Here is a 26,065-nt window from a genome sequence, read left to right on the forward strand (position 1 = left end):
GTCATTAATATCAATATTATTATAGTATAACCAAAGGGGGAAAGAAAACATGAAATTTACTGATGGATTCTGGATGACTCGTGAAGGGTATCAGATTCAAAACCCGACTGACATTCGTGATATTGTACAAAAAGAAAATTCCTTGACCGTATATGCGGCAACTAAATATATTCGTAGCAAAGGCGACACGTTGAACGGTACATTGCTGAAAGCAACGTACAGCTCACCTATGCCTAACGTTATTCGAGTAACGTTGAATCACCATAAAGGCGGAGTGAAAAAAGGCCCTGTATTTGAGCTTAATACGCAAGATGCAAACGTTGAGATCTCCAAAAATGAACAAGGGGCTGTTCTGAAAAGCGGCAATCTGGAAGTTCAAATCGATAAAACAAACGGTTGGGACGTCAGCTTCCTGTATGGAGGAAAACGCATTACTGGTAGCGGTCAACGAGCGGCTGGTTATATTACAGGTCCGAGCAAGGAAGCGTACTTCCGCGAGCAGCTTGATCTTGGCATTGGTGAATACGTTTACGGACTCGGTGAGCGCTTCACACCGTTTGTTAAAAACGGTCAAATCGTAGATACTTGGAATGAAGATGGCGGTACAAGCAGTGAACAGTCCTATAAAAACATTCCTTTCTATCTGTCCAATAAAGGATATGGTGTATTTGTAAACCATCCGGAGCGCGTATCGTATGAGATTGCATCTGAGAACGTATCTAAAGTACAGTTCAGTGTAGAAGGGGAGACGTTGGAGTACTTCATTATCGGCGGCGACAATCCGAAGGATGTACTGGATAATTATACGAAATTGACAGGTAAACCAGCACTTCCACCCGCATGGACATTTGGTCTGTGGCTGACCACATCATTTACAACAGATTATGATGAAGCAACCGTTAACCATTTCGTAGATGGCATGGCTGAACGTGATCTTCCGCTGTCTGTATTCCACTTTGACTGCTTCTGGATGAAGGAATACCAATGGTCTGATTTTGTATGGGATGAAGCGATGTTCCCGGATCCGGAAGGCATGCTTGCACGTCTGAAAGAGAAGGGTCTCAAAATCTGTGCCTGGATCAATCCATATATTGCAGAGAAATCCTACTTGTTCGATGAAGGTATGGAGAACGGTTATCTGGTTAAAACAGCCGATGGCAGCGTATGGCAATGGGATATGTGGCAAGCAGGTATGGCTCTAGTTGATTTCACGAATCCGGATGCTGTGAATTGGTATAAGAGCAAGCTGGAAGTCCTGCTGGATCAAGGTGTAGATTCCTTTAAGACTGACTTCGGTGAAAGAATTCCGACAGATGTTGTGTACTTCGATGGTTCTGATCCGGTTAAAATGCACAACTATTACACACAGCTCTATAACAAAGCTGTATTTGAATTGCTTGAAGAGAAGATTGGCAAAAACGAAGCTGCCCTGTTTGCACGTTCTGCAACAGCAGGTGGTCAACAGTTCCCGGTTCACTGGGGCGGTGACTGCTCTTCCACGTATGAATCGATGGCTGAATCGCTTCGCGGTGGTCTCTCGCTTGGGCTTTCCGGTTTTGGATTCTGGAGTCATGATATCAGCGGCTTCGAAAGCACAGCGAGCCCTGACGTATACAAACGTTGGGTACAATTCGGACTTTTATCTTCACACAGCCGCCTGCATGGCAGCACTTCGTATCGTGTGCCTTGGTTGTTTGACGAGGAATCCGTGGACGTTGTTCGTGACTTTACCAAACTCAAAATCAGCCTGATGCCGTACCTGTACAATTCTGCGGTGGAGTCAACGGTAAAAGGTATTCCGATGATGCGTGCAATGCTGCTCGATTTCCCGGAGGACCCAACAACATATAACCTGGATACGCAATACATGTTCGGTGATTCAATTCTCGTGGCGCCAATCTTCAACAAGGAAGGCGATGTGCGTTACTACCTGCCTGAAGGAACTTGGACGAACTACCTGACAGGAGCGAAAGTACAAGGTGGACGCTGGATCAGTGAAAATCATGACTTCAAAACGCTTCCAATGATGGTTAAACCAAACAGCCTGATTGCTGTCGGTGCTGTAGATCATAAACCGGATTATGACTTTGCGAATGATGTGTCCCTGCACTTGTTCGAACTGGCTGATGGTCAAACGGCTCAAGCTGTCGTTGTGAACCAAGCTGCTGAACAGGAACTGACAGTTAACGTTACACGTAATGGATCAGTGCTGGATGTTCATGCTGAAGGTGCAGGTAAACCTTGGAACATCGTACTTCGCGGTATTGAAAGTGTATCCAGCGTTGAAGGTGGTTCCCAAGTGTCTGGTGCAACTGGTGTTGTTATTACGGCAGCAACAGGCGCAACCTCGCTTACAATTCAACTGTAAAGTGATATAGTAGATAGACGAAAGGACGGTGCCGCAAGGTGCCGTCTGTTTGTCTACAAGGATAGGAGATTGAATGAAATGAGTACGATGAATTCGGGTTTGCACTGTACGATATCGGCTGAGATGCTGCATCAATTGGTAGAGATTAATTTTGGAAGCGATACCAAAGTGAAGGGGTTTGCACTCCTGCAAGGAGGGCTTTTCAATACAACCTATCGGATTCAACTTGATCATGCAACCCATACGGATGTGATTTTACGTTTGGCTCCAGAGCGGGGAGAGATGGCAGCCGGTTCTGCGAGTGATCCCCTCTTTTCGTTCGAACGTACGATGATGGCAGCTGAACCGATTGTGTATGAATACTACCGTAAGACAGGCATTCCTGCTCCAAACATTATCGCCTGTGATGATAGCGGGTCCATCATTCCAAGAACGTACATGTTTATGACGTTTATTCCCAGTAAGCAATTAAATCACGCATCGATTTCAGGCATGGACAAAGAGCGATTGTATCATCAGCTTGGTGCGTATACCGCCATCATGCATCAGATCGAGGGTGCATCGTTTGGCTGGCCACAAGGAGATGGGACGATTAAAGGCTCGAATCAATGGTCCGAGGTGCTGCACTCTTTTGCTGAAGAAACGGCACTCAAAGCGGCACAAGTCGATTATATGCCAGGTGTGGGGGAAGAGATCGCAGCTATATTCATGAAAAATAAAGACTTATTTGATCAGGTGACCCGTCCGGTACTGGTTCATAATGACCTGTGGGAAGCGAATGTGCTTGTTCATGAGGAAAAGGGTGAGCTACACATTGCGGCCATCATTGATGGAGATCGTTCCATGTTTGCCGACAGGGAGTATGAAGCCATATTGTCGACAGAATCGGTGGCTTTTCATGAAGGATATGATCATCCACTGGACCCGTCCCCAGAAGGACAGGCACGGAGACTTGCGTACCGAATACTGTCTTCATATTTTAATGCTTACGTTCATGAACATCAGGTCAATCAACCTGAAGATGGTCAGAAGTATCGCCAGCGTACGCTGGATTTACTTGAGCAATGGAAGCAACTTGCACATCACTAATTCGCAGGGGGAATGAAGGATGAAGGAGTATCATCAATACCCGATGTGGGATGCATCACGTTCACTTGAGGAACGGTTGGATGACCTGATTGCACGATTAACAACGGAAGAGAAGATCAGACTAATACCTACTCGCGAAGCGGCTGTACCAAGACTGGGCATTCCAGCCTACAACGTTGGGGGCGAAGCTGCCCACGGGGTTGCATGGAAAGGAGAGGCAACGGTATTTCCGCAACCGCTCGGTCTATCGAGTACCTGGAATACGAGACTCATGCGAGAGATTGGTTCAGTCATTGGCGATGAGGCGAGGGCATACCATCACCGTAATCCAGAAGTTCACGGGTTAACCTTGTGGGCACCGACGGTTGACCTTGAACGTGACCCACGCTGGGGCAGAACGGAAGAGGGATATGGCGAAGATCCGGTTCTTACGGGTGAAATGTCGGCAGCTCTCGTCAAAGGTATGCAGGGAAATGATCCTTTTTATCTGAAAATGGTCGCGACATTGAAACACTTTTTTGCCAATAATAATGAGAAAGATCGGCTGAATTGTTCATCGAGCATCGATCCGCGGAATCTGCGGGAATATTATTTAAAAGCCTTTGAGACACCATTTGTGGAAGGCGGTGCCTTGTCCATGATGACAGCTTACAATTCCATCAACGGTACACCTGCCATTGAGAGTCCATATGTGAATGATGTGGTTAAGGGTGAGTGGGCGATGCCAGGTTTTATTGTATGTGATGGAGGGGATCTGTCTCAGACAGTGAACTATCATGGTTATCACACCAGTCATGCCGAATCCGCAGCAGGTGCGTTAAAGGCAGGAGTGGATTGTCTTACGGATGAGGTTGATCTAGTCGTATCTGCTCTGGAAGATGCTCTTGAGCAGAAGCTGTTGGAGATAGCTGATTTGGACCGAGCGATTCGTAACATCTTCGGTGTACGGATGCGTCTCGGACAACTGGATCAATCCGGACGCAACCCCTATGCGTCTATACCTGAGTCGGTACTATGTGCACCGGAGCACGCCAAACTCAGTTATCGTGCTGCTGCCGAATCCATTGTTTTACTGCAAAATGATGGATTACTTCCCTTGAAGCCGGAAGCATTACAGAAGATCAGTGTCATTGGACCACTTGCCGATGTGGTCTATACTGATTGGTACAGTGGCACGCTGCCTTATCGTGTATCCGTCCTCGATGGGCTGCGTAATCGATTACCCCAAACAGACGTAACGTATACAGACGGGAATGACCGTATTCAGTTGAAGACAGCAGACGGACAGGTTATTTCCTTGGGAGCGGAAGGTATTCTCGTCGCCGTACCGGAGGACAGTGCACCTGCAGCCGCCGAGTTTGTACATCAGGATTGGGGCTCGGGAAGTCATACGCTGAGAAGTGTGAACAATCATCGATACGTTAGTTTAACCGAGCAAGGCGTCTATCAGGCAAACGCACCAGAGATTGGCGGCTGGTTTGTGAAGGAAGTTGTTCGAATTGATCCCCAAACGAATGGAAGTAACATCTTGCGGACGTGGAATGGTATTCCCGTTGGAATGAGCGAACATCAGGGACATTCTGCTTTATCGCCAGTGTCACCACAGGCAGAACCAGCGGTTTTTGAGATCGACATTGTGGCACGCGGAATAGAACAAGCCGTAGAAGCAGCACGTGACAGTCAGGCTTCGGTCGTTGTTGTTGGCAACAGCCCGTACATCAATGGCAAAGAAGAAATCGACCGCCCGAGTCTGCTGCTTCCGCCGAATCAGGTCGAACTTGTCAAAGCCGTGTGTGAAGCGAATCCCAATACGGTGGTTGTCATTATGGGCAGTTATCCATTTGCCTTGCAGGAGTTGAAAGGTATTGCCCGGGCAATTGTATATATGACACATGCAGGTCAGGAATTGGGTAATGCGCTTGCGAATGTGCTGTTAGGTCATTATGCCCCGGCAGGCAGACTGAACATGACATGGTATGAAGATGAATCCCAGCTTCCTGACATCATGGATTATGACATTATTCAGAGTGGCATGACCTATATGTATCATCAAGGACCGATCCAATATGCATTTGGTCATGGCCTGACCTATTCGGAGTTTGAATACGAGGCGATTCGTGTAAGTCGTAGTGCCCCGGTGGAAGATACCAACACAGATCATTTGAAGATTGAAGTGGAGATACACAATACAGGTGAACGTGATAGTGATGAAGTCGTGCAAATCTATGGATCTTCATATACCTCGCGAGTGAAGCGTGCTCAGAAGCAACTGCTTGCTTTTCGTCGTATCCATGTGAAGGCAGGGACGCGTGTTACAATAGATTTCGAGGTTCCTGTTCAGAAGCTGGCGCTATGGGATGTTACCCGAGATCGATACTGCCTGGAGACAGCGACCTGGGCTATCCTGGCAGGGCGTTCTTCCGTTGATATTCGCCAGTCGGCAGATATTCAGATTGAAGGTGAGACGATTCCTGATCGTCCGCTGCACATGCTTACCTTTGCCGAGAATTACGATGCTTGTAGAGGTGTTCTGTTGGATGAATGTCTGGAAGGACGTTCGGCAGTTCGGGCAATCACTCGGGAAGAACCTTTGTATCGCGATGGTCAGTCATCCTGGATCGCTTTCAACCATAACGCTGTTCAGGACATACAAGGATTTGAAGCCAGAGTGGCAGCTTATGGGGAAGAGGGCAGACTGGAGATTCGTTCTGGAGGATTGGAGGGCGAACTGCTCGGTGTGTGTGTGGTTTCTGGACCCGGAGGCAGTGTGAATGGGAAAGATATCAAGTGGACAACGGTCCAGTGTTCGCTTGAGGCGTCACATCAGGTGAATGAGCTGTATATTATTTTCAAAGGTGGAGCAGCGTTACGCCACTTTAGATTGGTGTAGTTCTAGACATTATAAGCCAAATAAGCTGTCTTGCACTAATATGTGCAGGCAGCTTATTTGTGTGAACAAGCGGTAACATCCAGCATGTCCTGAATAATCAACCTCCGAAACAAGCACAATAATGCTGTTGTGTGTAGAATCTGTAAAGGTGGTTGTGGTATGAACGATAAAAAGTGGGACCTCGTCGCACTTGCTTCCATCCCTTTAATTATGACCTTGGGTAACTCCATGCTTATACCGATCCTGCCACAGATTGAACGTGAGTTGAAGGTATCTGCATTTAAGGTCAGTATGCTCATTACAGTCTACGCTGTAGTTGCCATCCTGCTTATTCCTCTTGCAGGGTATTTGTCTGATCGTTTTGGCAGAAAAGCAGTCATTATTCCGAGTCTCATCATTGCAGCCGTTGGGGGAGCTGTAGCTGGTGTGGCTGCATGGATGTTAAGCGGAAATATAGCCTACTGGACCATATTAGGTGGCAGGTTATTGCAGGGGGTCGGAGCAGCGGGGGCATTCCCGATTGTGATTCCTTTGGTTGGGGACATGTTCAATGATGAAGATCAGGTATCTAAAAGCCTGGGAATCATTGAAACTTCGAATACATTTGGTAAAGTGTTAAGTCCAATTCTGGGAGCAGCACTGGCTGTTTGGTTATGGTACCTACCTTTTATGGCTATTCCCGTACTCTGTGTTCTGTCGCTGATCCTGGTTATATTCTTGGTGAAAACACCAAAGAAAAAAGAAAAACCGCCCACCTTTACAGAATTTCTGGCTTCCATTAAGGATGTACTAAAAGAAAAAGGACGCTGGTTGTACGCCTTGTTTGCGATCGGTGGAATTTGTATGTTTATTCTTTTTGGTGTGCTTTATTATCTATCCGAGACATTGGAGAGCGAGTTCGCCATGAAGGGCATTGTTAAAGGTCTCGTACTTGCCATTCCACTAGCGGCACTGTGTCTTTTTTCCTTTTTCGCAGGGAAGTGGATTGGAAAGAGTAAACCTCGCATGAAGTGGCTTGGTTTCACAGGACTTATTCTTGTAACCGTTTCGCTGGGTGTTATTGGCGTTTTCGATAATATCTACGTAGTCGTGGGTCTATTCACATTGGGAAGTGCGGGAATAGGGGCAACCTTACCATGTCTGGATGCTCTAATTACAGAAGGTGTGGACAAGAAGCAGAGAGGTACGATTACGGCTTTGTTCAGTAGTATGCGATTCATCGGTGTATCACTCGGCCCACCTGTTGTTTCTTTGCTCATTGGCAAACAACATTTTTTGCTTTTTGGTGTGCTTGCTGCTTCTGCAGCTGTAGGAGGACTACTTACATTATTCGCAGTTAAGCCGGATAAAGGAGACCAACCTACTTCAGGAAGCGGACAGAAACAGGAACGGCACATCGATCGAATGGAGACAAGTAGTGGTTATGCCCCGATAAGGCGCAAGAAAAGTCCACTTTAAATTGAAGGTCCTGTATGCTACGTTCATTTCCGGGCTGTCTTAAGTCGATTTAATATTCAGATCTGTTCCGATAAAAAAACGCGTTTACGTCTAAGAAAGCGGGTGATTTGCTTTCTCGGTGTAAACGCGTTTTTATGTTCAGAATGATTGTAACCAATCAGTCGTGTTTGCTTTTATCTGACTGGCTAGTTTCGGTGGGGATGGCTCCAGATGAATCCTTGTTCTGATCTTGAGGTGAATCCGTTGCAGGGATATGAGTATGAGTGAGCAGAGCATGAGCTTCTATGGAGAAGCTGCCGCTTCGTTTTCCCTGAATCAGATATATAAGCAAGAACAGAATCATAAACATCACGGAATATCGGTACATATCGGTATAACTCGTTATGGCCGCAATGGCGCCAAGAAGAAGCGCACCTGTCGCAATACCCAGATCCAGCGAGTTCAAAAACATGCCATTAGCCATGCCACGTTGAGAAGGAGATACGACTTGAATCATCCAGGTCTGCAGAGACGACTGCATGGAACCATAGCCTATCCCGTATAAAAAGGCAGCAATGAACAGGACTGACATGGAGGATGCATATGAGAGTAGAATGAGTCCGGCAGCAATGAAGATTGCTCCTGGAATCAGCAGTGCTTTTGGACCCTTATTGTCATAGATTCGTCCTGCAAAGGGTCTAACCAATAACACGGCGAGTGCATTAAACAAAAAGAACAGCGCAGGATTGGCCAGATTGGCTTCCTTGCCATACAAGACGATGAATCCGACGAGCCCACCATAGGTGATGGATAACAGGCAATTCAGCACACTGGGCAGAATCAGCTTGCGGTTGAACGGTGTCTTTTGTTTTGGGTTGGATCCTGAATCACTTGTAGTAGCTTGTGGAATGATACGTTCACTGTTATTGTTTCTGGCGGCTTTTTTACGGGTCAGCGTGTAACTAAGTGGATAGATTACAGCGAGAACACCAGCAGTACATAACATCAGGGTTACAAATCCGGCACCCTGGAGCAGGGTCACCCCTATGATGGGTCCCATAGACATAGCCAGACTAGTCGATAGCCCGAAGTAACCCATGCCTTCACCCATTCGTTTGACGGGCACAATGTCCGAGGCCATCGTTGGAAAAGCGGTACTGCTCATACCGAACCCGATACCAAATAACATTCTCAGCAACAAGAGCACGGCTATGCCCGCAGCAAAATAATAGCCGAGCGTTGCCAGCAGGGCTACGGAGAGGCCGATATAGATCATGGCGTTACGAAGACCCTTCTCCAGTGCTTTCGCGGAGTAGAGACGGGCTGCAATGGCACTTAGTGCAAACAGACAGGTGAAGAGGCTGACCTCAAATGCATTAGCGTGAAATCGCTCCTGAACGTAAGACGGAAGTGGTGAGACGATCATGTGCAGTTGTAGAAATAACAAAAAGTTGCATAGCATTAGCAAAATAAAATCGGTGGTCCATAGCCTAACTTGTGTAGATTGTTCTTTCATGATGACGTATTCCCCCTGAGTTGTGATTCTTACAAGTTGCGATTAATGAGGGAAAGAGTATGTTTAAATGCTTCCATCTGGTCTTCGGATATACCTTCAGCAAGTTCTTTATTCATTTCTCTTTCGATCGGAACGAGGACATCAATTAACGCTTTGCCTTCCTTAGTGAGATATAACAGATAGGCTCTGCGATCGTGTTCACTGGTCCGGCGTTCTACCCAACCTTTTTTCTCAAGCAGATCAATGATCCGGGCTGTGGTGGGCTGGTCTTTGAAGACACGTGAAGCAAGTTCTTTCTGATTCACACCTTCCCCACGGTCAACATTAAACAGCACAGAAAATTGCTCTGTTGTAATATCATAAGGTTTGAATCGCATTGCGAGTAGGGCTACCGCTTTACGATGCGTGAAACCCAACATGAATCCGACAGACTGCTCAAGTGTGTAGTCCATATAATTAACGAGACCTCGCTTTCCATCATAAAAAGTTCTGAATCAATTAGTTGTTATAACAACTATATGTGAAACAAGTATTTTTGTCAAAATGAAATATTCCATATCAGTCAAGCCGGAACACTGTACATGGATTAAAAAATACTGTTAGAATGGTAATGAAACCGCTTCGATTCAATGCAAGATCATCGTGCTTTTGAAGAATGGAGAAACCCAATTTCCTCTAACCGCTGTTGGAGAAGACCAAGGAGAGCTGTGTGTGCTGAAAAATATCCCTGCAATAATTCCTCCAGAGTTGCTCAAAATTATGTCTGAAATGGGGCATGGGGACGAGCTGGTGCTGGCTGACGGCAATTTCCCGGCAGCGAGTCATGCCAAGCGACTGGTGCGCTGTGATGCACTGGGAGTTGTCGAACTATTGGAAGCCATCCTGCAATTATACCCACTGGATACCTATGCTGAGCGTCCCGCTGCTGTCATGCAGGTTGTAAAAGGGGATCAGGTGGTACCGATCATATGGGAAGACTATCGCCGTTTAATTGAAGAATATGAAGGCATCACGGATGCATTGGATCATGAAGAGCGATTTGATTTTTATAAACGTGCTTCGAATGCCTATGTGATTGTTGCAACGGGTGAGCGTGCACAATATGCCAATCTGATTCTGAAGAAAGGCGTCATTTTCCCTGATGCTGATCCTGGTCAGCAACAACAGAACGCTGAATCGAACTGAATATTTACGGCGACGGAGCAGCGGATGCTTTGGTCGCCTTTTTATTTTTGCCAATAACAAGGCAGTATAACAAAATGTTCAGAATTGGCATGGACGAACGAATATTCAGCTCAATGCCCAAGATACTACAAACTTTGATACAGATGATGAATGGGGAAAGAGAAGGGATTATTTTAAAATATAAAGATCACAAAGGATGAGACGTTGGTCTCCAATCAAAGGAGTTGAGTGAAGTGCAGCAACGAATCAGACAAGCGGGTCTTCCAGAATGCAATGAGGTGGGTCGATTGTTCAATGAGTACAGGATGTTCTACAACCAGAATGCTGACATTGATGCAGCACGTCAGTATATTAAAGAACGAATGGAACGCCATGACTCGGTGATTTTGGTAGCAGAAACCGATGTGGAAAGTGATCAAGGAAAAGATGATTGTAATGGTATGCCAAGTTCGCATGGCTTGAGTTGTACCGGATTCGTTCAGCTGTATCCCAGTTTCAGTTCGGTATCGATGGGGCCGATCTGGGTGCTTAATGATCTATATGTGCATCCTGATTATCGTCAGAAAGGCATTGCAAGAAAACTGTTGCAAGCAGCCAAGCAATTGGCATCTGAGCGTGGAGTTCTTCGTATATCACTTTCTACTGAGTTAACTAACACGCAAGCGCAAGCTTTATATGAATCCGAAGGATATGCACAGGATACCAAATTCATGTATTATGAACTTAATGTATAAGAGGGTGCTCAAAAAAGCGCATGCGCATGATATAAATGAATGGCAGACCCGTAATAGGGACCGAGGGAGGGGAGTCGCAACATGATGCAGTGGATTGCCATGATCACGATGTTAATTGATCATATAGGGGCTGTCTTTTTTCCACATATTATAGAGTTGAGAATTATAGGTCGTATCGCTTTTCCAATCTATGCTTTTGCAGTGTATATCGGTTATAAACATACACGAGATGTACAAAAATACATATGGCGTCTGTTCTGGATTGCGATAATATCACAGGTGCCGTTCATGGCTGCGTTTAATCATTATTCTCTGAACGTGGTATGGACATTGTGGTCTGCCCTGTTGGTTCTATTCGTTATCGATAAACTGCCTTCCCGTCTACTGGGTATTCCAATCGTCATTGGGGCAGGTTGGTTCATGGAAATTAGCCAAATGGATTACGGAATGTACGGGTTGTTATTGGTTCTGTTATTCCGTTATTTCCAAGGTCCTGTGCTTGTTATGGCACATGTTGTGTTAAATGCACTATATCTTCTGCTGCATCATAGCTCTGTGCAAATGTATAGCGTGTTGGCCACCGCTGGTATTGCTGTTGCTCAGTATTACCAAGCAGGATTCCGGATGAAGGGGCCACGATGGGTCTGGCGCTATTTCTATCCAGCTCACCTCGCCGTCATTGCAATCATTCGCTGGACATAAAATAATGCCCAGAATGCAAAGTGAAGAAGCCATCTTACCGTCAGTGAATGACGATAAGATGGCTTTTCTCTGTGTGGCTATATATATTAATCAGGTTGATGCTAGAGTGGACTTACTCCATTGCTGTTGAAGTGCCATACTGGCGCCGAATTGCGGCGGGGAAATACCCAATCTGAACAGCGTAGTCTAACATGACGGAGATGAATCGATCATCTGTTTTCGCACATGAGATTCCGGCAGGTTCCACATAAGCCGTTGTGACAGGGCAAGCATAGACATAAGCTGAATCCTTCGCTCCGTCGCCTTCAAGCTGTGCAATAGCCAACTGAAGAGCTTCCGGCTCCTTGCTGATGCTGGCATCGAACAACCAACGGGTGTACTCGGCAAAAGGAAGTGTCTCGACATTGTAACCAGCCCGATTCACAGAACGGATCAGCTCATCATAGCGGATCGGCTCCGGGTTACAGATGTGGAACACACGGCCGGCTGTATCCTGACGTAAGGCCAGATGAACGATGGCTTCACTTGCATAGTTGATCGGTGTGAAATCAACCATCCAGTCAGCCGCAGGCGCTTTGCCAAGCAATAACATGGCTTTGATCATGCGATAGAAGGCATTACTATCAATATTGGACTGGAAGCGTCCCGTTTCCGAGTGGCAAGTTAGATTACCTGCACGATAAATGCTGACAGGTACACCTTCCTCGGCCGCCATCATGAGTACTTTCTCGGCTTCAAGCTTGCTGTCCGAATACAGGTTGTCCACATGCAAGTCAGCCGGGAACCGATCATATTGCAGGGAGGATTCCCATTGTCCGCTGAGTGCGAGATCTTCCGGAATGCCCATCGTGGATACATGATGGAAGGAGGCTCCAGGTTTGCTACGAATCAGATCCAGCAAGGCGACCGTTCCTTCCACGTTTGTTTTGGCGAACTGATCGGCATCTCCAAAATGACGTACGTCTGCTGCGCAGTGGATGACACGATCAATTCGTTCATGGACATAAGCCGTTTGTTCAGCTGAAAGACCGAGATTAGGTTGTTCGAGATCCCCTTCAATAATCTCCACGCGGGAAGATAGTTGATCAGTCAGTTGTTTGCCGAAATATCCTTCCAGCACGTTAGTCAAACGTTCCATTGCAGTTATTCCATTGGATGGCCGACGGACCAGCGTGTAGATTCGTGTACTGGAATTCAGAATTAACTGTTGAAGCACATGAGAACCCAGATAACCGGTGGCTCCGGTCAGTAACACATGCTCAGGTTCACGAATGAGCGGATACCCCAACTGGGACGCAAGTTCCACAGGGTGTTCGGATAATTGTGTGATCATGTCATCCGTCACCGCCGAATGCGTTACTTCTGCTGTACTTTGTGACAGTTCTTCCACGCGACGAGCAAGAGCACGGACTGTTTTCTCGGCAAAGAAGTCGGCAATTTTCAGCTGCGGGTAATGTGGCTTCAGAATGACGAGTACATGAATGACCCGGAGTGAATCACCACCGATATTGAAGAAGCTATCTTCGACACCGAAGTCGTCGTGTTGAAGAATTTCTTTCCATGCATCCAGGATAATGGATTCCGTCTCTGTCTCCGGCAGAACCCGGTCAGGGCGGTCTTCATGTCGTTCCACATGAGGCAGGGAGACCATCGCTTTGCGATTGATTTTTCCAGTCGGTGCAATCGGCATTTCATCCAACTGACAGATCCACTTTGGTACAAAATAAGAAGGAAGTTTCGCGGTCAGTGCTGCCTTGATGTCGGAAACGGAAAGGGTACTGCCATCTTTTGATGTAAAATACCCAACCAGCATATTCTGTCCATCCGATTCTTTCTTTGGAATGACCGCAACGTTCTGAATCTGATCAAGCCGTGCAAAGTGATCTTCAATCTCGCCGATCTCAATGCGGTGTCCCCGAATTTTTAGCTGTGAGTCACTGCGACCAACATATTCCAGTAACCCGGTATCCAGCAATTTGGCAATATCGCCAGACTTGTAGATTTTTTCACCTATTGCAAAAGGGTTCTCAATGAATGCTTGCTTTGTACGTTCTGGCTGATTCAGATAACCTTTGGCCAGTGCAGGGGTAGCGATATATACTTCACCAGGTACACCAGCAGGACAGAGCTGTTGTTCTTCATTCACAATGTAGACTTTGTAGTTATGAATCGGTTTACCAATGGGGATGTTCACCACATGTTCTGGAACCTGCTCACTGATGCGGTGAGTGGCTGTGGCTACTGTACATTCGGTAGGTCCGTACACATTAACAATATCAATCTGGTTTCCAAATTTACGCTGGAAGGCACGAACCTGTTCACCATAGAGCGCTTCTCCTGCTACAGTAATGATTCTGACTTTGGCCAGCTTGTGGAAACCTTCATCGGATAAATAGGAAGCAAGCTGATTGAAGAAAATCGTAGGCAGGATCGTAATGATCGTTGTTCCTGTCCGTTCAATTGCACTTGCGAATTCTTCAACAGATACACGTTCTTCCGCAGACAACAGATATAATTCTGCTCCATAGAACAAGGCGCCAACGGTATCCCACACGGATGCATCGAAGCTGTATGTAGCAAACTGGGTTAATACATCACCTGGTTGAATGTCACAATCACGTTGAACCACACTGCCAAGGTTGGTTACACCCCGGTGGGCAATCAGTGCCCCTTTAGGCTTACCGGTCGACCCTGACGTGTAGATAATATACGCAAGATCATCTGGCTGAATATCCAGATTGGGGTTGCTTGCTGCAAATCCGGCTAGACGACCATCCACAGAGAGAATCTGACGGACGGTAGCTATACTGGAGAACAAGCTGGTAGCTTGTGCAAAAGAGGCTTCCGTTGTCAGCACGAATGAAGACGCCGTATCTTCCACAATATAACTGTTACGTTCTTTTGGATGCTCAGGGTCAATTGGAACATATGCACCCCCTGCCTTCAGAATACCCAGCAGGGAGATGATGGTCTCCAGACTTCGATCCATAAAGATACTGACGAATTCACCTTTCTGCAATCCATTGGATAACAGAACGCGTGCAACCTGATTCGCTCGTTCATTCAATTCTCTGTACGTATAACTTTGGGATGGTGATGTTATCGCGGGCGAATCCGGATATGCTGCTGCTGTTGCTTCGAACCAGCCATGGACCGTCTGATTCTCTGGTTCAAGCACGGAAGTATCATTCATCTCCCGGTATAACAATCGATCTGAGGCGGAAAGAATATCCACCGTACCGATCGCTTTCTCACCGTCACGAACGAGGGCGAGTAGAAGAGTCTGATAATATTCTGCATATCTCAGCACGGTAGACTCTTTTAACAGTGAACTATCATAGAACAGATCAAGGATGAGCATGTTCCGATCATCATCTCGAACATTCCAATTTAATATTTGTGGTGCTTGAGGCAACTGTACGCTATTCAGCATGAACAACGTTTCAGGGTATCCACCGTTTTGCAACGTGTATTCAATCTTGAGCTGCTCTGAAACCTGATGACATAGTTGGTTGAAGGTCAATTTACCCTGAATCTGTAAAGAAAGATAGGAAGCTGCCTGATCGGGGGCAAGTATACCTATGGCAAGTTCCTGTTCAGCTGACAATCGGTATAACAAGGCTGCATAAGCTGAGAGGAGTACCGGGTACACCATCTGTTCTCCAAACTTCTGTTTAAGATCACGGCTCAGAGAATCATGTAATGTGATTTGAGCAGACTGATAAGAGAATGATTGTTGACGTCGCCCAAAATCCAGTGGAATCTGCAGAACGGGCAAGCTAGATTCCATGGAATGGCTAGAAGATGGTTGGTTTTCAATCACTTCAGTTATTCCTCCTTGGTTCAAACCGAATGTTTGTGGATTTGAATTATTGTTTGCTTACATTGAAATGAGAGATTAGTTCTTGGAGTTCCTCGGACATGCTGTTAAGGCGTGTGGAGGAGTCTACCAGTGTGATCAAAGATGCTTTTTGCTCATCAACAGATGAGGAAATTTGTTCACTGCTGTTTGCAGTCTTGCTTACGCTTGAAGACAAGTCCTCTGCTGTAGCGGTCATTTCTTCAGTACCCGCAGAGATTTCTTCCGTCGCGCTTGATACTTCCTGAATCTGATTAGATACTTTTTTCGCTGCTTCTAAAATGTCTTCGAACAGTTGACCTGTTTGATCGGCTACGCTGAGCCCTGTATCTACTTCTGACGTACCTTGTTCCATAGCACGTACAGCTTGTTTGATTCCAGCTTGAATCTCCTGGATCAATACGCCAACCTGGCTGGTCGCTTGTTCAGACTGCTCGGCAAGTTTGCGTACTTCACCTGCAACAACTGCAAATCCTCTTCCTTCTTCACCAACACGTGCTGCTTCAATGGAGGCATTCAGGGCAAGCAAGTTTGTTTGGCTGGAGATTCCCGAGATAATATTGAGAATATCGCCAATTTCCTGTGAACGACTCTCCAGAACCTCAATGGCAGAAGCAGTATTCTTAACCGATTCGGTAATCAGGTTCATCTGTTCGGATACTTGACGGACAACGCTGTTACCTTGTTGTGAACGACGTTCCATTTCATAGGCTTCATCCGCTACACTAGCGGAGCTGGTGGCAATTGTCTGGATTACAGTAGCCATCTCGGACATGGCACGTGCACTATCTCGGGTTGCCTGTTCCTGTGAACGAATGTTGGAAGTGATTTGAGTTACGTTGTTATTGATAGAATCTGCATTGTCACTGTTGCGTTCGGAAACTTCATATAGCTCTTTGGCAGACTGATTAACTTCTTGTGATGTGATTTGCACTTTAACGATAGTATCGTTGATTTTGCGAACCATGGTGTTGAACTTCTCATTAACGAGTCCCAGATCGTCTTTGCCTGTCGGAATGTTGACATTCAAATTACCCCGACTGACGTCATCAATTCCTTTGATCAAATGACGGATAGGGGAAAGGGTGTTTTTAACCACAAGGTATTGGATAATCAGGAATAACAGCAAGAAAGCCACAAGGATGATAATTCCGTTTTTTAGCAAGGAGTTAAGTCCTGCGGGTACGGCTGATGCATCTGCATCAATGGCAAAATATGAGAAAATCTTACCGTTACTGTCTTTGATCGGATATGCAATGGTTGTCCAAGTTCCGAAATCATCGGAATAGAATGTGGTGAATGTAGGGCGGTCCGTATTAAGCATTTCTTTCAGTGCGTTGGCTACAACGACCGGCTGCTCATACATGTCACCTATATTTACGTTCTCACTTTGAAAAGCCTCTCTTAGGTTGGTCGGCATCGCTACAAGGGAAGTTAATCTCTTGTTATCGCCACCGAGCTCAACACCGAAGATGTAGGCTTGTGCAATGTTAGGATAATATTCTTGCATTTCATCAAAATACGCTCGTAATTTCGTTTGTGCTGCTCCATCATAGCTGCCTTCCGCAATAGCAGCTTGTACCTCGGCGGGATTGATATCTTCAGCCCATTTTTTGGTGATTTGTTCCACCTGTCCATGCAGTTGATCAACAAGAACTGTTTTTTGAAAATAGTAACTGCTTGCGATAAGTGCTACCCCGATGATAATGATATTGGTAAATGAGAGTAACAAATTTTTGGAGAAAAACGACATGCTTTTCCAACTTAATGATTTCACTAAATTCCACTCCTGATCTTCTTTAAATTAAGAAACTTTAGGTTGCTTTGGTACAGTGAACTAGATCATTCCGGGATCCCCTCCAAAGGAAATTTATGCGACCATGGTCTTGGTTTATCAGTCGCTTTCGTAGAGACTTATGTACCGTATGAACCATAGGTGTCTAATTATTAAAACACATCTATAATTAATATGTCGTATAAAATGTCGTTAAATTGAATAGTATCGTTAAATTTTTTTTAATATTTTACGTATTTATGGACATATCAGACGGTTTATAGGTATTTAGAACTGTTTATTTTAAAATTTCCCATTTTTTAGCTTCATTCTGTATTCTATAACATGGTGGGTAAAAAAACATCCTTCAACAAAACAAAAATAAGATGGCAAAGATGCAACAGAAGGCACGGATATACATCGGAAGCGGTTTTATCTATAATAACTACATATGCATTTCTCAAATTATGAGCAGCGGGGGTTTATAGATGAATCTTAAACAGATAGCAGCAGAGCGTGCGGCGGAATATGTTGAAGATGGAATGAAGGTTGGATTGGGTACAGGTTCAACAGCTTATTATGCCATCTGCCGAATCGGTGAGCGTGTACGTGATGGATTGAACATTCAAGCGGTTGCCACTTCAGAGGCTTCGGACAAGCTTGCCCGTGAATGGGGAATTCCTATCATTCCATTTGACCAGATTGGACGTCTGGATCTGACCATTGATGGCGCTGATGAAGTAGATCCCGAATTTAACCTGATCAAAGGGGGAGGAGGGGCTCTTTTGCGTGAGAAAATCGTGGCGGCCAATAGTGACAAATTGATTATTGTGGCGGATGGCAGCAAAGCCGTGCAAAAGTTGGGTAAATTCCCACTTCCGGTTGAAGTTGTTCCATTTGCTTCGGAGTGGACCTTCCAGGCCCTCGAAAAATTGGGGTGTCAACCACAGTGGCGGATGGATGGACAGCAACGTTATCTGACAGACAACGGAAACCTGATAGCGGATTGTCATATGGAAGCGATTGATCACGCCGCGAGCCTTAATGTTCAATTGAACATGTTACCAGGTGTTGTTGATAACGGACTTTTTGTGGATATGGCGAGCACAGTCATTCTTGCCCAAGCGGACGGCAGTATCGAAGAGCTCCATCGTTCTTAATATGGAAGAGGGTGCGTTACATCTCATGAAAGAACTACCCATCGTGGATGGTGAACTTGTTCTCCGGTGTGTGGAGAAAAAGGATCTGAAAGAACTCTATGAATTGATCTACTGTGATGACGCACCTGAATGGAAGCAATGGGATGCACCTTATTACCCACTTAAACACGAAAGTTATGAAAGTTTCGAACAAGGTATGCTCAAACGATTGGACGTTGATGCAAGTGATTCCAAACCGGTATCGATCCGTATCATTGAATCCGACAGACAAATTGTGGGCACGATCAGCTATTATATAGAAGATGAGTTATCCATGTGGCTGGAAATGGGGATTGTAATATACAGATCTGCCCAGTGGGGACGCGGGGTTGGTACACGTTCACTTGTCATGTGGTCAAGTCATTTGTTCGAACATCTTCCTTTGGTTCGCGTTGGACTGACTACTTGGTCTGGTAATGAACGAATGATGCGTGCGGCCGTAAAAGCCGGATTACAGGTGGAAGGGCGAATGCGGAAGTGTCGTATCGTTCGTGGGGAGTACTATGATTCAATTCGTATGGGAATGCTCCGTGAGGAGTGGGAGCAGAAGCTGGCTCCTCATACGAGCCGAAATGTAAACAACTGATGGAGGATTATTGAAATGCTGAACACGGAGGACAACCGGGAACTGTCTTTACAATTATTCGTGGTTCTTGTTCGGGCCTACAATTCTGTGACCTCACGTTCCAATCGGGACATCCAGAGTCACGGACTGAATACGACAGAATTTGGTGTGCTTGATTTGTTATATCATAAGGGACCGCAGGCATTGCAAAAGATTGGTGAAAAAGTGCTAATGTCCAGTGGTAATATTACGTATGTTGTAGATAAGTTGCAAAATAAAAATCTGCTGTTTCGTCGACCATCCAAGGAAGATCGACGTGTCATTTACGCTGAGTTAACCGATGAAGGAAGAGAATTGTTCACACAGATATTTCCTCAACACCATCAGGTCATCATCGATGCTTTGGAAGGACTTGATCCTTCCGAGAAAGTGGATGCGATTCGGATGTTGAAGAAGCTGGGACTGGCGGCAGAAGGGAAAACTGACTTGCGTTCATAACGCAGGTCAGTTTTTTTGTGGAACCAAATGTAAAGGCTTATACTGGCTGACTGGCTTGCAAGGCCCTCCATAATATAGGAAGATTGTTCTATACATGCATGGCGTTAAATACATGATCATCAAAAATTCATGTATAATGGAACAGAACTTTTTTAGAGCGGAATGGATGGATTGGTTGGATCAAATAGAAGAACCTATCCCGATTGCAAGTTAGCTAACATTGATCTCATTCTGGATAAGTCACGAATGATGATGGAGATGTGATGCGGGTAGAGGAGGGGTGCATCTATGAGTTATCAAGAAGCAGGAGAACGTTTACTCCAGGAATCGGGAAACTTAGCGGATAAAATAACGGAGAAACAGTATCTTAGACAGCCCGATTTACTTGAGCGATTTGGTGAGAACGGAAAAATGCGAACCAAACAGGATTCTCAGTATAGCTTGAACTATTTGGCAGAAAGTGCGCTCTTACAGAGTCCAGGCCTGTTTACTCATTATATTGCCTGGCTGAAAGTTCTACTTGAAGGTTACAAGGTATCACAAGAAGACCTGGCGATTAATCTCAACCTGATTAAAGAGGCATTGGAAGAAGAATTTGACCATCCGTCAAAGGCACTTCTGCTCGATTATCTGGAGATGGGAATATATAGAACGACACAAATGGAGTCACAGGCGGGTTATATTAACGAATCCATGCCATATGGAGATGCTGCGCAATCATACTTGCAGTGTTTACTTGAGAATAAACGGAAAGAAGCCTTCGAGATCATTGAAGCTCAGTTAGAAGCTGGGGTGACGATTCGTGACATTTATCGATATATTTTTCAGCCTACCCAATATGAAGTCGGACGATTGTGGCAGAATCATCAGATCAGTGTGGGGCAAGAGCACTTTTGTACGGCAGCGACCCAATCATTCATCTCACGTCTCTATTCTCGCTGGTTGACTCATGCGGGTGAGGGTAAAAGGCTGGTTGCCACCTGTGTAGGCAGTGAACAACATGAGATCGGACTGCGTATGCTCACAGATGTGTTCGAGATGGAAGGCTGGGATACGCACTATCTGGGAGCCAATGTTCCTAATGGAAGTGTAGTCGAGGCTATAGAGCGCCATCAGGGTGATGTTGTTGCGATTTCAGTTACGATGACGTATCACCTTCATCTGGCCAAAGAATTGATTCAACTGATTCGTCATCATCCGGCAACGGCACATGTGAAGATTATGGTCGGGGGATATCCTTTTAACATTGATCAGGATTTGTGGAAAACGATAGGAGCCGACGGTTATGCTCCGGGAGCCGATGAAGCAGTTGCGGTTGCAGAACAATTATTGGCTCAGCCAGCTACATGCAATCATCTGGATATGGTTAGGGATTAGGAGAGGGATGATGTGATGTCTACTGAGAACGGAGAGATACAGAGGCTGCGCAGAACGATTGAGCAGTTATCGGATCAGATGATTCGGAGCAAAGAGCAAGAGGAACGGATACTCGCGGAGTTCTCGGATATGAATAATGAACTGGTAACACTCCAGCGTCTGCTTGCGAAGAACAATAATAGTCTTGAAGCTGCACGTCAGCAAGCAGTAGATGCAGGGGAATCCAAAAACGCATTTATTGCAGGCATCAGTCATGATTTTCGCACGCCATTAAATGGCATATTGGGGATGGCTGAGATGCTTAAGCTGTCCCCCTTGTCTGAAGAACAGGAGACTTCGGTTTCCGTTATACAGGATGCTGCCAAACTGCTACTTAAGTTGATTCAGGATCTTCTGGATCTATCCAAACTTGAGGCGGGTCAGATGCGGCTTGAACGGGGAGAAGTGGATCTGCAAGAGACGATAAATTATATTGTTCGTTTGCTTGAACCCCAAGTCAGAAAGAACGGCAATCGGTTATCAGTAGACTGTGACCCCTGCATCTCCAATCTTCTTGAAGGGGATTCAACGAGGATTACGCAGATATTGATCAATCTCATTCAAAATGCGAACAAATTCACATCAGAAGGCTCTGTACAGATACGAGTCACTCTTAGTAAGGATGATGTGAACAAGCAACTCATTCGATTTGAAGTTGAAGATACAGGGATTGGTATTTCGGAAGAAGATCAGACCCAGTTATTTCAACCCTATGTGCAGACAGAACGAGGACGCTCGAGAGAGTATGAAGGGACAGGACTCGGATTATCCATTTGCAGATCACTCGTTATTCTAATGGAAGGTGAGATTGGAGTAGAGAGTCAGGAGGGTGAAGGATCAACATTCTGGTTCGAACTTGCACTTGGCAAAAAACACGTTAATCAGGCCGTGAATGAGTCTGCTACATCCACTCCAGAGTATCAGAGGGAGGCTATGCATGATGAAACTGCTTCTGTATCCGTATTACTGGCCGATGATAATGTCATCAACCGGCAGCTTGTTATGCTGCAGCTCAAAAAGCTGGGAATAACCCAAGTGGATTCTGTAGTGAATGGGGAAGAGGCCGTTGCAGCTTTTCACAGCAAAACATACAGTTTGATTCTCATGGATTATATGATGCCATTAATGGATGGTTTGGAAGCAACACGCCAAATCCGCTCCATAGAAATGGATGAAATGCGCCATCCCACACCCATCATTGCAATGACAGGTAATGTTATGCAGGGAGAGAAAGACAAGTGTATGGAAGCCGGGATGAACGACTTTATTGGCAAACCCTTCACGCTGGAAGTGCTGAGTAAGATGATCCAGAAGTGGCAGCAATCCTCCGAAGCGACAGAGGTACTGAATATGAGCATCGTGCATGAGATTGCGGAATTAAACACCGATGGCGATCGCACACTCCTTGGCATGTTGTTGGACATGTATCGTACCGAAACACCTGGCAAAATTGAGGTGCTGCGCAGAAATATTGTGTCTGGCGACCATGTTGCTGCTACTGAAGTAGCCCATGATCTGAAATCAGGGAGTCTGAGTCTGGGGATTCGTTATTTATCAACTTTGTTTGCCCAGATAGAGCAGTTCGCGAAGGAAGGTCAATCACGGAAAGCAGAACCTTTGCTGGATGCTTTGTTACCTGCCTACCAAGCCGCCTGTGCGTCACTGCAACGAGTAAGTAAAGATTGATGATATCTCAATAAGGAAAGAGGGTAGAACCCGTTCATGATATTCTACGTACTTGCAGTAATGGTACTGATCCTTCTTGCTCTTCTGTGGACAGGTGGACTTTATTTTTTCAAAACCGCCATTCGTCGTACGCCAAAAACGTTTTTGGTGGATAATCCGAATCTGATGCCTGAGCCGGACAATGAAATCATCAGCAGTGCTTCTGACCTGAAGTGGCTGGATGCTCAGCCTACAGAAGAGGTAATCCTTCAATCGTATGATGGACTACAACTGCATGGTACATGGCTTAATTCCAATAAGGGGTCAGATCAGACCGTGATTCTGGCACATGGTTATTCGGGGAAAGGCAGAGAAATGGCTGGTTTTGCCCGATTTTATGCGGAAAAGCATGGGTATAACGTGTTAATGCCGGATGATCGGGGTCATGGCCGGAGCGAAGGTGACATCATCGGTTTTGGCTGGTTAGATCGTAAGGATTATGTACAGTGGAGCAACTGGGTGCTTGAAAAAGTGGGTACAAAAGGGGAAATCATATTGCACGGCATATCCATGGGAGGAGCAACCGTACTGATGACAGGTGGTGAAACCCTGCCGGCTCAGGTTAAAGCGATTGTGTCTGATTGTGCATATACATCTGTGGAAGAAGAACTGACGTTCCAGTTAAAGCAACTATACAAGCTGCCTGCATTTCCGTTCATACCTGTCACAAGTCTGATCTCCCGGTGGAAAGCAGGGTATTCCTTCAAAGAGGCTTCTGCGCTCAAGCAACTTGCCAAAGTTAACGTTCCCGTGTTGTTCATTCATGGGGAGGCGGATACATTTGCACCAACATGTTGTCAGTGATCAGGATGTGGAATTTTAGGGAAAATTTTTAGAACAAAATCATCCGGCGATCCATGCCAACGAGTTCCTTTGTTTTTCTCATACGTGAATTTCTCTAAGACTTCTTTCAAGAGATTATTTCTCAGTTCGGGATCATCTGTAAGGTAATAGGTATCAATGACGTGTTCGAATTTAGGAATGAGTATTTCTTTCGCAACATTTCTTTCATTACTGGTAGTGATTGAGACCTTTATATCAGCTTTATTCTTTTGTGCAGCTGCCAATCTTTGGGACAATTTTTGTGATCTATCTAAAAATGTTTCCGTAGAATATATGCCTTGTTCAAGTAAATCATGCAAATTACTCAATTGCTTGGTAAGCTCAGTTATTTCCTTCTCAATAGCCTTCAAAGCTGATATTTGTAAATTTTCTAAATCTGTACTACTTTTGGTTTTTATTTCAGACTGTCTCCATTTTGTTTTGTAAGACTTTAACCATACTTCCAAGGCCTCAACAACCTTTTTCTCAACAACTGACAAAAAAGAACTAACATTTTTACATTCTGGGATTTGGCAATACAGTAGAGGCTCGTGTTTCTGACTTGGTTTGCGGATTAATTTCCTTCCGCATTTTGCGCATTCAGCCAGACCAGCCAAGGGGTTCTTAACTTTGTGACGGTCGGGTATAGGCTTTGAAGCTTTGTTAATTAAGTTCGACTTAGCTAGGTTCCATGTCTCTTCGCTAACAAGACGATCATGAAGGCCATCAACTAAAACAATATTTTGCTCAGAATTTCTCGGACGACTTTTTTTAACAACACCATTGCGTCTTTGTTTTTTTAATGCTCGAGTGCCCCACTTTATTTTACCGTTGTAAACAGGATTACGAAGGATGGAACTAACAGAGTCTCTTGTCCATAAACTTCCTTTTGCAGGTGGGACTTTTAGTGTATTAAGTTTTTTGGCGATTAGCGAGGGGCCTACTCTTTTTACTATGCCATTTTCGTCAGCTTGTCCAATTGTGTATAATTCATAAATCATTCTAACTACATTAGCTTGATCTTCTAAAGGTTTAAGGCTATAACCTTTAGATCCCTTTAATTTAATTTTTTCATATCCATATGGAGGAACACTACCAATGTATTTCCCTTCACTAACAGATGTTTTTCTCCCGTTCTGCAATCGGCGATTAATGGTTTTGAACTCGCGTCTGGACATAAACAAACCAAATTCAAAGTATTCTTCGTCAAATTCATTATTTGGGTCATAGGTTTTTGCTGGGGTAATTATCTTTGTTCCGGCGTACTTAAAAGCTTGTGCAACAACGCCTTGATCTATGGTGTCACCGCGGGCAAGACGTTCGACTTCAACAACTAGGACTCCCTTCCATTTTCCCAGCTCAACTTGGTGCAATAATTTCTGTACTTCTGGCCTATCGTCAATTGTTTCGCCGGATACAACTTCACGGAAAATATAGGTAATATTTATTTTTAATCTTTTCCCGAGATCGAGCAATTGTTTCTCATGTCTGGCTAACGTTTCGCCTTCGCCTCTCGTCTCTGCTTCGATATCCGATCTAGACTTTCTCAAATACAGACAATATTCATCCACTGATTCAGATAGAGCATTATACATTTGAACGTGCCTCCTTAGATTCAAATTTAAAATGGCCTACATACAAACCACATACAACAATTTCGTTTGGTAATACTTCTTTAATTTCATAACGAGGGTTCTCAGGTATCAGTTGTATGTACGGAGATCCTTCAGTCCATTTCATTCGTTTAAGTTGTCCATCCTCTCCGTTTATAACTACAGCAACAATTTGACCGTTATACTCTGCCCAACGCCCTTTTTTAAGATAAACTATATCGCCATCGTTAATTCCCGCTCCAATCATGGAATCCCCTTTCACTGTCAACGCAAAATCAGAATTATTCTTTTTTGAGAGTGGGTAACTTACATAATCCTCAATGTTACTTTCTGCTATCAATCCGTTACCGGCACAGATTGTTCCAACTAAAGGAGTTAGATGGTCTCTCAAGTTGTTAGAAGAATGCTCCTTTAACAAAAGATCTATTGGTAGATCAATATCAGTTCTACCAATTAAGTAATCAGTAGAAGTGCCGAGTATGTCTGCGATTTTCCCTAGTCTATCACTCGGAGGTACGCTTTTATTTCTCTCATAACTTGAAAAGTTTGCTGGATTCATATCAAAAAATTCAGCCATTTGATTTTGGGTATACCCGCGTGCAATGCGCATTTTTTTGATTCTTTCACCCATACTCAAAACAAAAACCTCCAACTCAAATTAAATTTAATAAAA

At 45.0% G+C, this 26,065-nt stretch carries 19 protein-coding genes; 13 read left to right on the forward strand and 6 right to left on the reverse strand.

What is annotated here, in order from left to right; genetic code table 11:
- The first annotated feature begins 49 nt into the window (after nucleotides 1-49).
- From yicI to MKX40_RS10415, 4 genes are all read left to right on the forward strand, one after another.
- Entirely contained in the window at nucleotides 50-2,368 is a 2,319-nt protein-coding gene (gene yicI, locus MKX40_RS10400; RefSeq protein WP_339241319.1) for an alpha-xylosidase, read from the forward strand.
- 78 nt (nucleotides 2,369-2,446) lie between these two features.
- Nucleotides 2,447-3,457 carry an aminoglycoside phosphotransferase family protein gene (locus tag MKX40_RS10405; protein ID WP_339241320.1) on the forward strand — a complete coding sequence of 337 codons (1,011 nt, stop codon included), beginning with the start codon at nucleotides 2,447-2,449 and terminating at the stop codon, nucleotides 3,455-3,457.
- Between the two features lie 19 nt (nucleotides 3,458-3,476).
- The gene (locus tag MKX40_RS10410; RefSeq protein WP_339241322.1) at nucleotides 3,477-6,347 is read left to right on the forward strand and encodes a glycoside hydrolase family 3 C-terminal domain-containing protein; all 2,871 of its coding nucleotides are present in this window, start codon (nucleotides 3,477-3,479) and stop codon (nucleotides 6,345-6,347) included.
- A gap of 159 nt (nucleotides 6,348-6,506) precedes the next feature.
- A complete protein-coding gene (locus tag MKX40_RS10415; RefSeq protein WP_339241325.1) occupies nucleotides 6,507-7,805 on the forward strand; it encodes an MFS transporter in 1,299 nt (432 codons plus the stop codon).
- A gap of 157 nt (nucleotides 7,806-7,962) precedes the next feature.
- On the opposite strand, the gene MKX40_RS10420 is transcribed toward MKX40_RS10415, so the two are convergent.
- A complete protein-coding gene (locus tag MKX40_RS10420) occupies nucleotides 7,963-9,300 on the reverse strand; it encodes an MFS transporter (protein WP_339241328.1) in 1,338 nt (445 codons plus the stop codon).
- 29 nt (nucleotides 9,301-9,329) lie between these two features.
- Nucleotides 9,330-9,752 carry a MarR family transcriptional regulator gene (locus MKX40_RS10425; RefSeq protein WP_339241330.1) on the reverse strand — a complete coding sequence of 141 codons (423 nt, stop codon included), beginning with the start codon at nucleotides 9,750-9,752 and terminating at the stop codon, nucleotides 9,330-9,332.
- Nucleotides 9,753-10,011: 259 nt separating this feature from the next.
- Between MKX40_RS10425 and MKX40_RS10430 the strand changes: the two genes are divergently transcribed.
- From MKX40_RS10430 to MKX40_RS10440, 3 genes are all read left to right on the forward strand, one after another.
- Nucleotides 10,012-10,485, forward strand: coding sequence for an RbsD/FucU domain-containing protein (locus tag MKX40_RS10430; protein ID WP_339241332.1), 474 nt, complete (start codon nucleotides 10,012-10,014; stop codon nucleotides 10,483-10,485).
- Nucleotides 10,486-10,718: 233 nt separating this feature from the next.
- Nucleotides 10,719-11,219 carry a GNAT family N-acetyltransferase gene (locus MKX40_RS10435; RefSeq protein WP_339241334.1) on the forward strand — a complete coding sequence of 167 codons (501 nt, stop codon included), beginning with the start codon at nucleotides 10,719-10,721 and terminating at the stop codon, nucleotides 11,217-11,219.
- Nucleotides 11,220-11,300: 81 nt separating this feature from the next.
- A complete protein-coding gene (locus tag MKX40_RS10440) occupies nucleotides 11,301-11,921 on the forward strand; it encodes a TraX family protein (protein ID WP_339241336.1) in 621 nt (206 codons plus the stop codon).
- Nucleotides 11,922-12,033: 112 nt separating this feature from the next.
- On the opposite strand, the gene MKX40_RS10445 is transcribed toward MKX40_RS10440, so the two are convergent.
- Together MKX40_RS10445 and MKX40_RS10450 are read right to left on the reverse strand one after the other, a co-directional pair.
- Nucleotides 12,034-15,744, reverse strand: coding sequence for an amino acid adenylation domain-containing protein (locus MKX40_RS10445; protein ID WP_339241338.1), 3,711 nt, complete (start codon nucleotides 15,742-15,744; stop codon nucleotides 12,034-12,036).
- A 46-nt stretch (nucleotides 15,745-15,790) separates the two neighbouring features.
- Nucleotides 15,791-17,533, reverse strand: coding sequence for a methyl-accepting chemotaxis protein (locus tag MKX40_RS10450; protein ID WP_339243008.1), 1,743 nt, complete (start codon nucleotides 17,531-17,533; stop codon nucleotides 15,791-15,793).
- A 509-nt stretch (nucleotides 17,534-18,042) separates the two neighbouring features.
- Here MKX40_RS10450 and rpiA point away from each other — a divergent pair.
- The 6 genes from rpiA (at nucleotide 18,043) to MKX40_RS10480 (ending at nucleotide 23,761) form a co-directional block, all read left to right on the forward strand.
- Nucleotides 18,043-18,714 (forward strand): ribose-5-phosphate isomerase RpiA, encoded by a 672-nt coding sequence (gene rpiA / locus MKX40_RS10455; RefSeq protein ID WP_339241340.1) that lies wholly within the window; start codon nucleotides 18,043-18,045, stop codon nucleotides 18,712-18,714.
- A gap of 25 nt (nucleotides 18,715-18,739) precedes the next feature.
- Nucleotides 18,740-19,339 carry a GNAT family protein gene (locus MKX40_RS10460; RefSeq protein WP_339241342.1) on the forward strand — a complete coding sequence of 200 codons (600 nt, stop codon included), beginning with the start codon at nucleotides 18,740-18,742 and terminating at the stop codon, nucleotides 19,337-19,339.
- A gap of 15 nt (nucleotides 19,340-19,354) precedes the next feature.
- Entirely contained in the window at nucleotides 19,355-19,816 is a 462-nt protein-coding gene (locus MKX40_RS10465) for a MarR family transcriptional regulator (RefSeq protein ID WP_339241344.1), read from the forward strand.
- 288 nt (nucleotides 19,817-20,104) lie between these two features.
- On the forward strand, nucleotides 20,105-21,193 hold the full coding sequence (locus tag MKX40_RS10470; protein WP_339241346.1) for a cobalamin-dependent protein: 1,089 nt from the start codon (nucleotides 20,105-20,107) through the stop codon (nucleotides 21,191-21,193).
- Nucleotides 21,194-21,208: 15 nt separating this feature from the next.
- Nucleotides 21,209-22,918, forward strand: coding sequence for an ATP-binding protein (locus tag MKX40_RS10475; protein ID WP_339243009.1), 1,710 nt, complete (start codon nucleotides 21,209-21,211; stop codon nucleotides 22,916-22,918).
- Nucleotides 22,919-22,954: 36 nt separating this feature from the next.
- Nucleotides 22,955-23,761 (forward strand): alpha/beta fold hydrolase, encoded by an 807-nt coding sequence (locus MKX40_RS10480; RefSeq protein WP_339241349.1) that lies wholly within the window; start codon nucleotides 22,955-22,957, stop codon nucleotides 23,759-23,761.
- On the opposite strand, the gene MKX40_RS10485 is transcribed toward MKX40_RS10480, so the two are convergent.
- Complete coding sequence (locus tag MKX40_RS10485) at nucleotides 23,755-25,374, reverse strand: recombinase family protein (RefSeq protein WP_339241351.1); 1,620 nt, start codon at nucleotides 25,372-25,374, stop codon at nucleotides 23,755-23,757. The two genes, MKX40_RS10480 and MKX40_RS10485, sit on opposite strands and share 7 nt — an antisense overlap.
- Entirely contained in the window at nucleotides 25,367-26,023 is a 657-nt protein-coding gene (locus MKX40_RS10490) for a S24 family peptidase (RefSeq protein ID WP_339243011.1), read from the reverse strand. The genes MKX40_RS10485 and MKX40_RS10490 overlap by 8 nt, the downstream gene beginning before the upstream one ends.
- Nucleotides 26,024-26,065: the final 42 nt, after the last annotated feature.

It is taken from the genome of Paenibacillus sp. FSL R5-0517, assembly GCF_037974355.1.
GTDB lineage: Bacteria > Bacillota > Bacilli > Paenibacillales > Paenibacillaceae > Paenibacillus.

Bases quoted from the DNA above. Each gene is read 5' to 3' on its own strand.
- yicI (WP_339241319.1), top strand. From the start codon at position 50: ATGAAATTTACTGATGGATTCTGGATGACTCGTGAAGGGTATCAGATT.
- MKX40_RS10405 (WP_339241320.1), top strand. From the start codon at position 2,447: ATGAGTACGATGAATTCGGGTTTGCACTGTACGATATCGGCTGAGATG.
- MKX40_RS10410 (WP_339241322.1), top strand. From the start codon at position 3,477: ATGAAGGAGTATCATCAATACCCGATGTGGGATGCATCACGTTCACTT.
- MKX40_RS10415 (WP_339241325.1), top strand. From the start codon at position 6,507: ATGAACGATAAAAAGTGGGACCTCGTCGCACTTGCTTCCATCCCTTTA.
- MKX40_RS10420 (WP_339241328.1), bottom strand. From the start codon at position 9,300: ATGAAAGAACAATCTACACAAGTTAGGCTATGGACCACCGATTTTATT.
- MKX40_RS10425 (WP_339241330.1), bottom strand. From the start codon at position 9,752: ATGGACTACACACTTGAGCAGTCTGTCGGATTCATGTTGGGTTTCACG.
- MKX40_RS10440 (WP_339241336.1), top strand. From the start codon at position 11,301: ATGATGCAGTGGATTGCCATGATCACGATGTTAATTGATCATATAGGG.
- MKX40_RS10450 (WP_339243008.1), bottom strand. From the start codon at position 17,533: ATGTCGTTTTTCTCCAAAAATTTGTTACTCTCATTTACCAATATCATT.
- rpiA (WP_339241340.1), top strand. From the start codon at position 18,043: ATGAATCTTAAACAGATAGCAGCAGAGCGTGCGGCGGAATATGTTGAA.
- MKX40_RS10460 (WP_339241342.1), top strand. From the start codon at position 18,740: ATGAAAGAACTACCCATCGTGGATGGTGAACTTGTTCTCCGGTGTGTG.
- MKX40_RS10465 (WP_339241344.1), top strand. From the start codon at position 19,355: ATGCTGAACACGGAGGACAACCGGGAACTGTCTTTACAATTATTCGTG.
- MKX40_RS10470 (WP_339241346.1), top strand. From the start codon at position 20,105: ATGAGTTATCAAGAAGCAGGAGAACGTTTACTCCAGGAATCGGGAAAC.
- MKX40_RS10475 (WP_339243009.1), top strand. From the start codon at position 21,209: ATGTCTACTGAGAACGGAGAGATACAGAGGCTGCGCAGAACGATTGAG.
- MKX40_RS10480 (WP_339241349.1), top strand. From the start codon at position 22,955: ATGATATTCTACGTACTTGCAGTAATGGTACTGATCCTTCTTGCTCTT.
- MKX40_RS10485 (WP_339241351.1), bottom strand. From the start codon at position 25,374: ATGTATAATGCTCTATCTGAATCAGTGGATGAATATTGTCTGTATTTG.
- MKX40_RS10490 (WP_339243011.1), bottom strand. From the start codon at position 26,023: ATGGGTGAAAGAATCAAAAAAATGCGCATTGCACGCGGGTATACCCAA.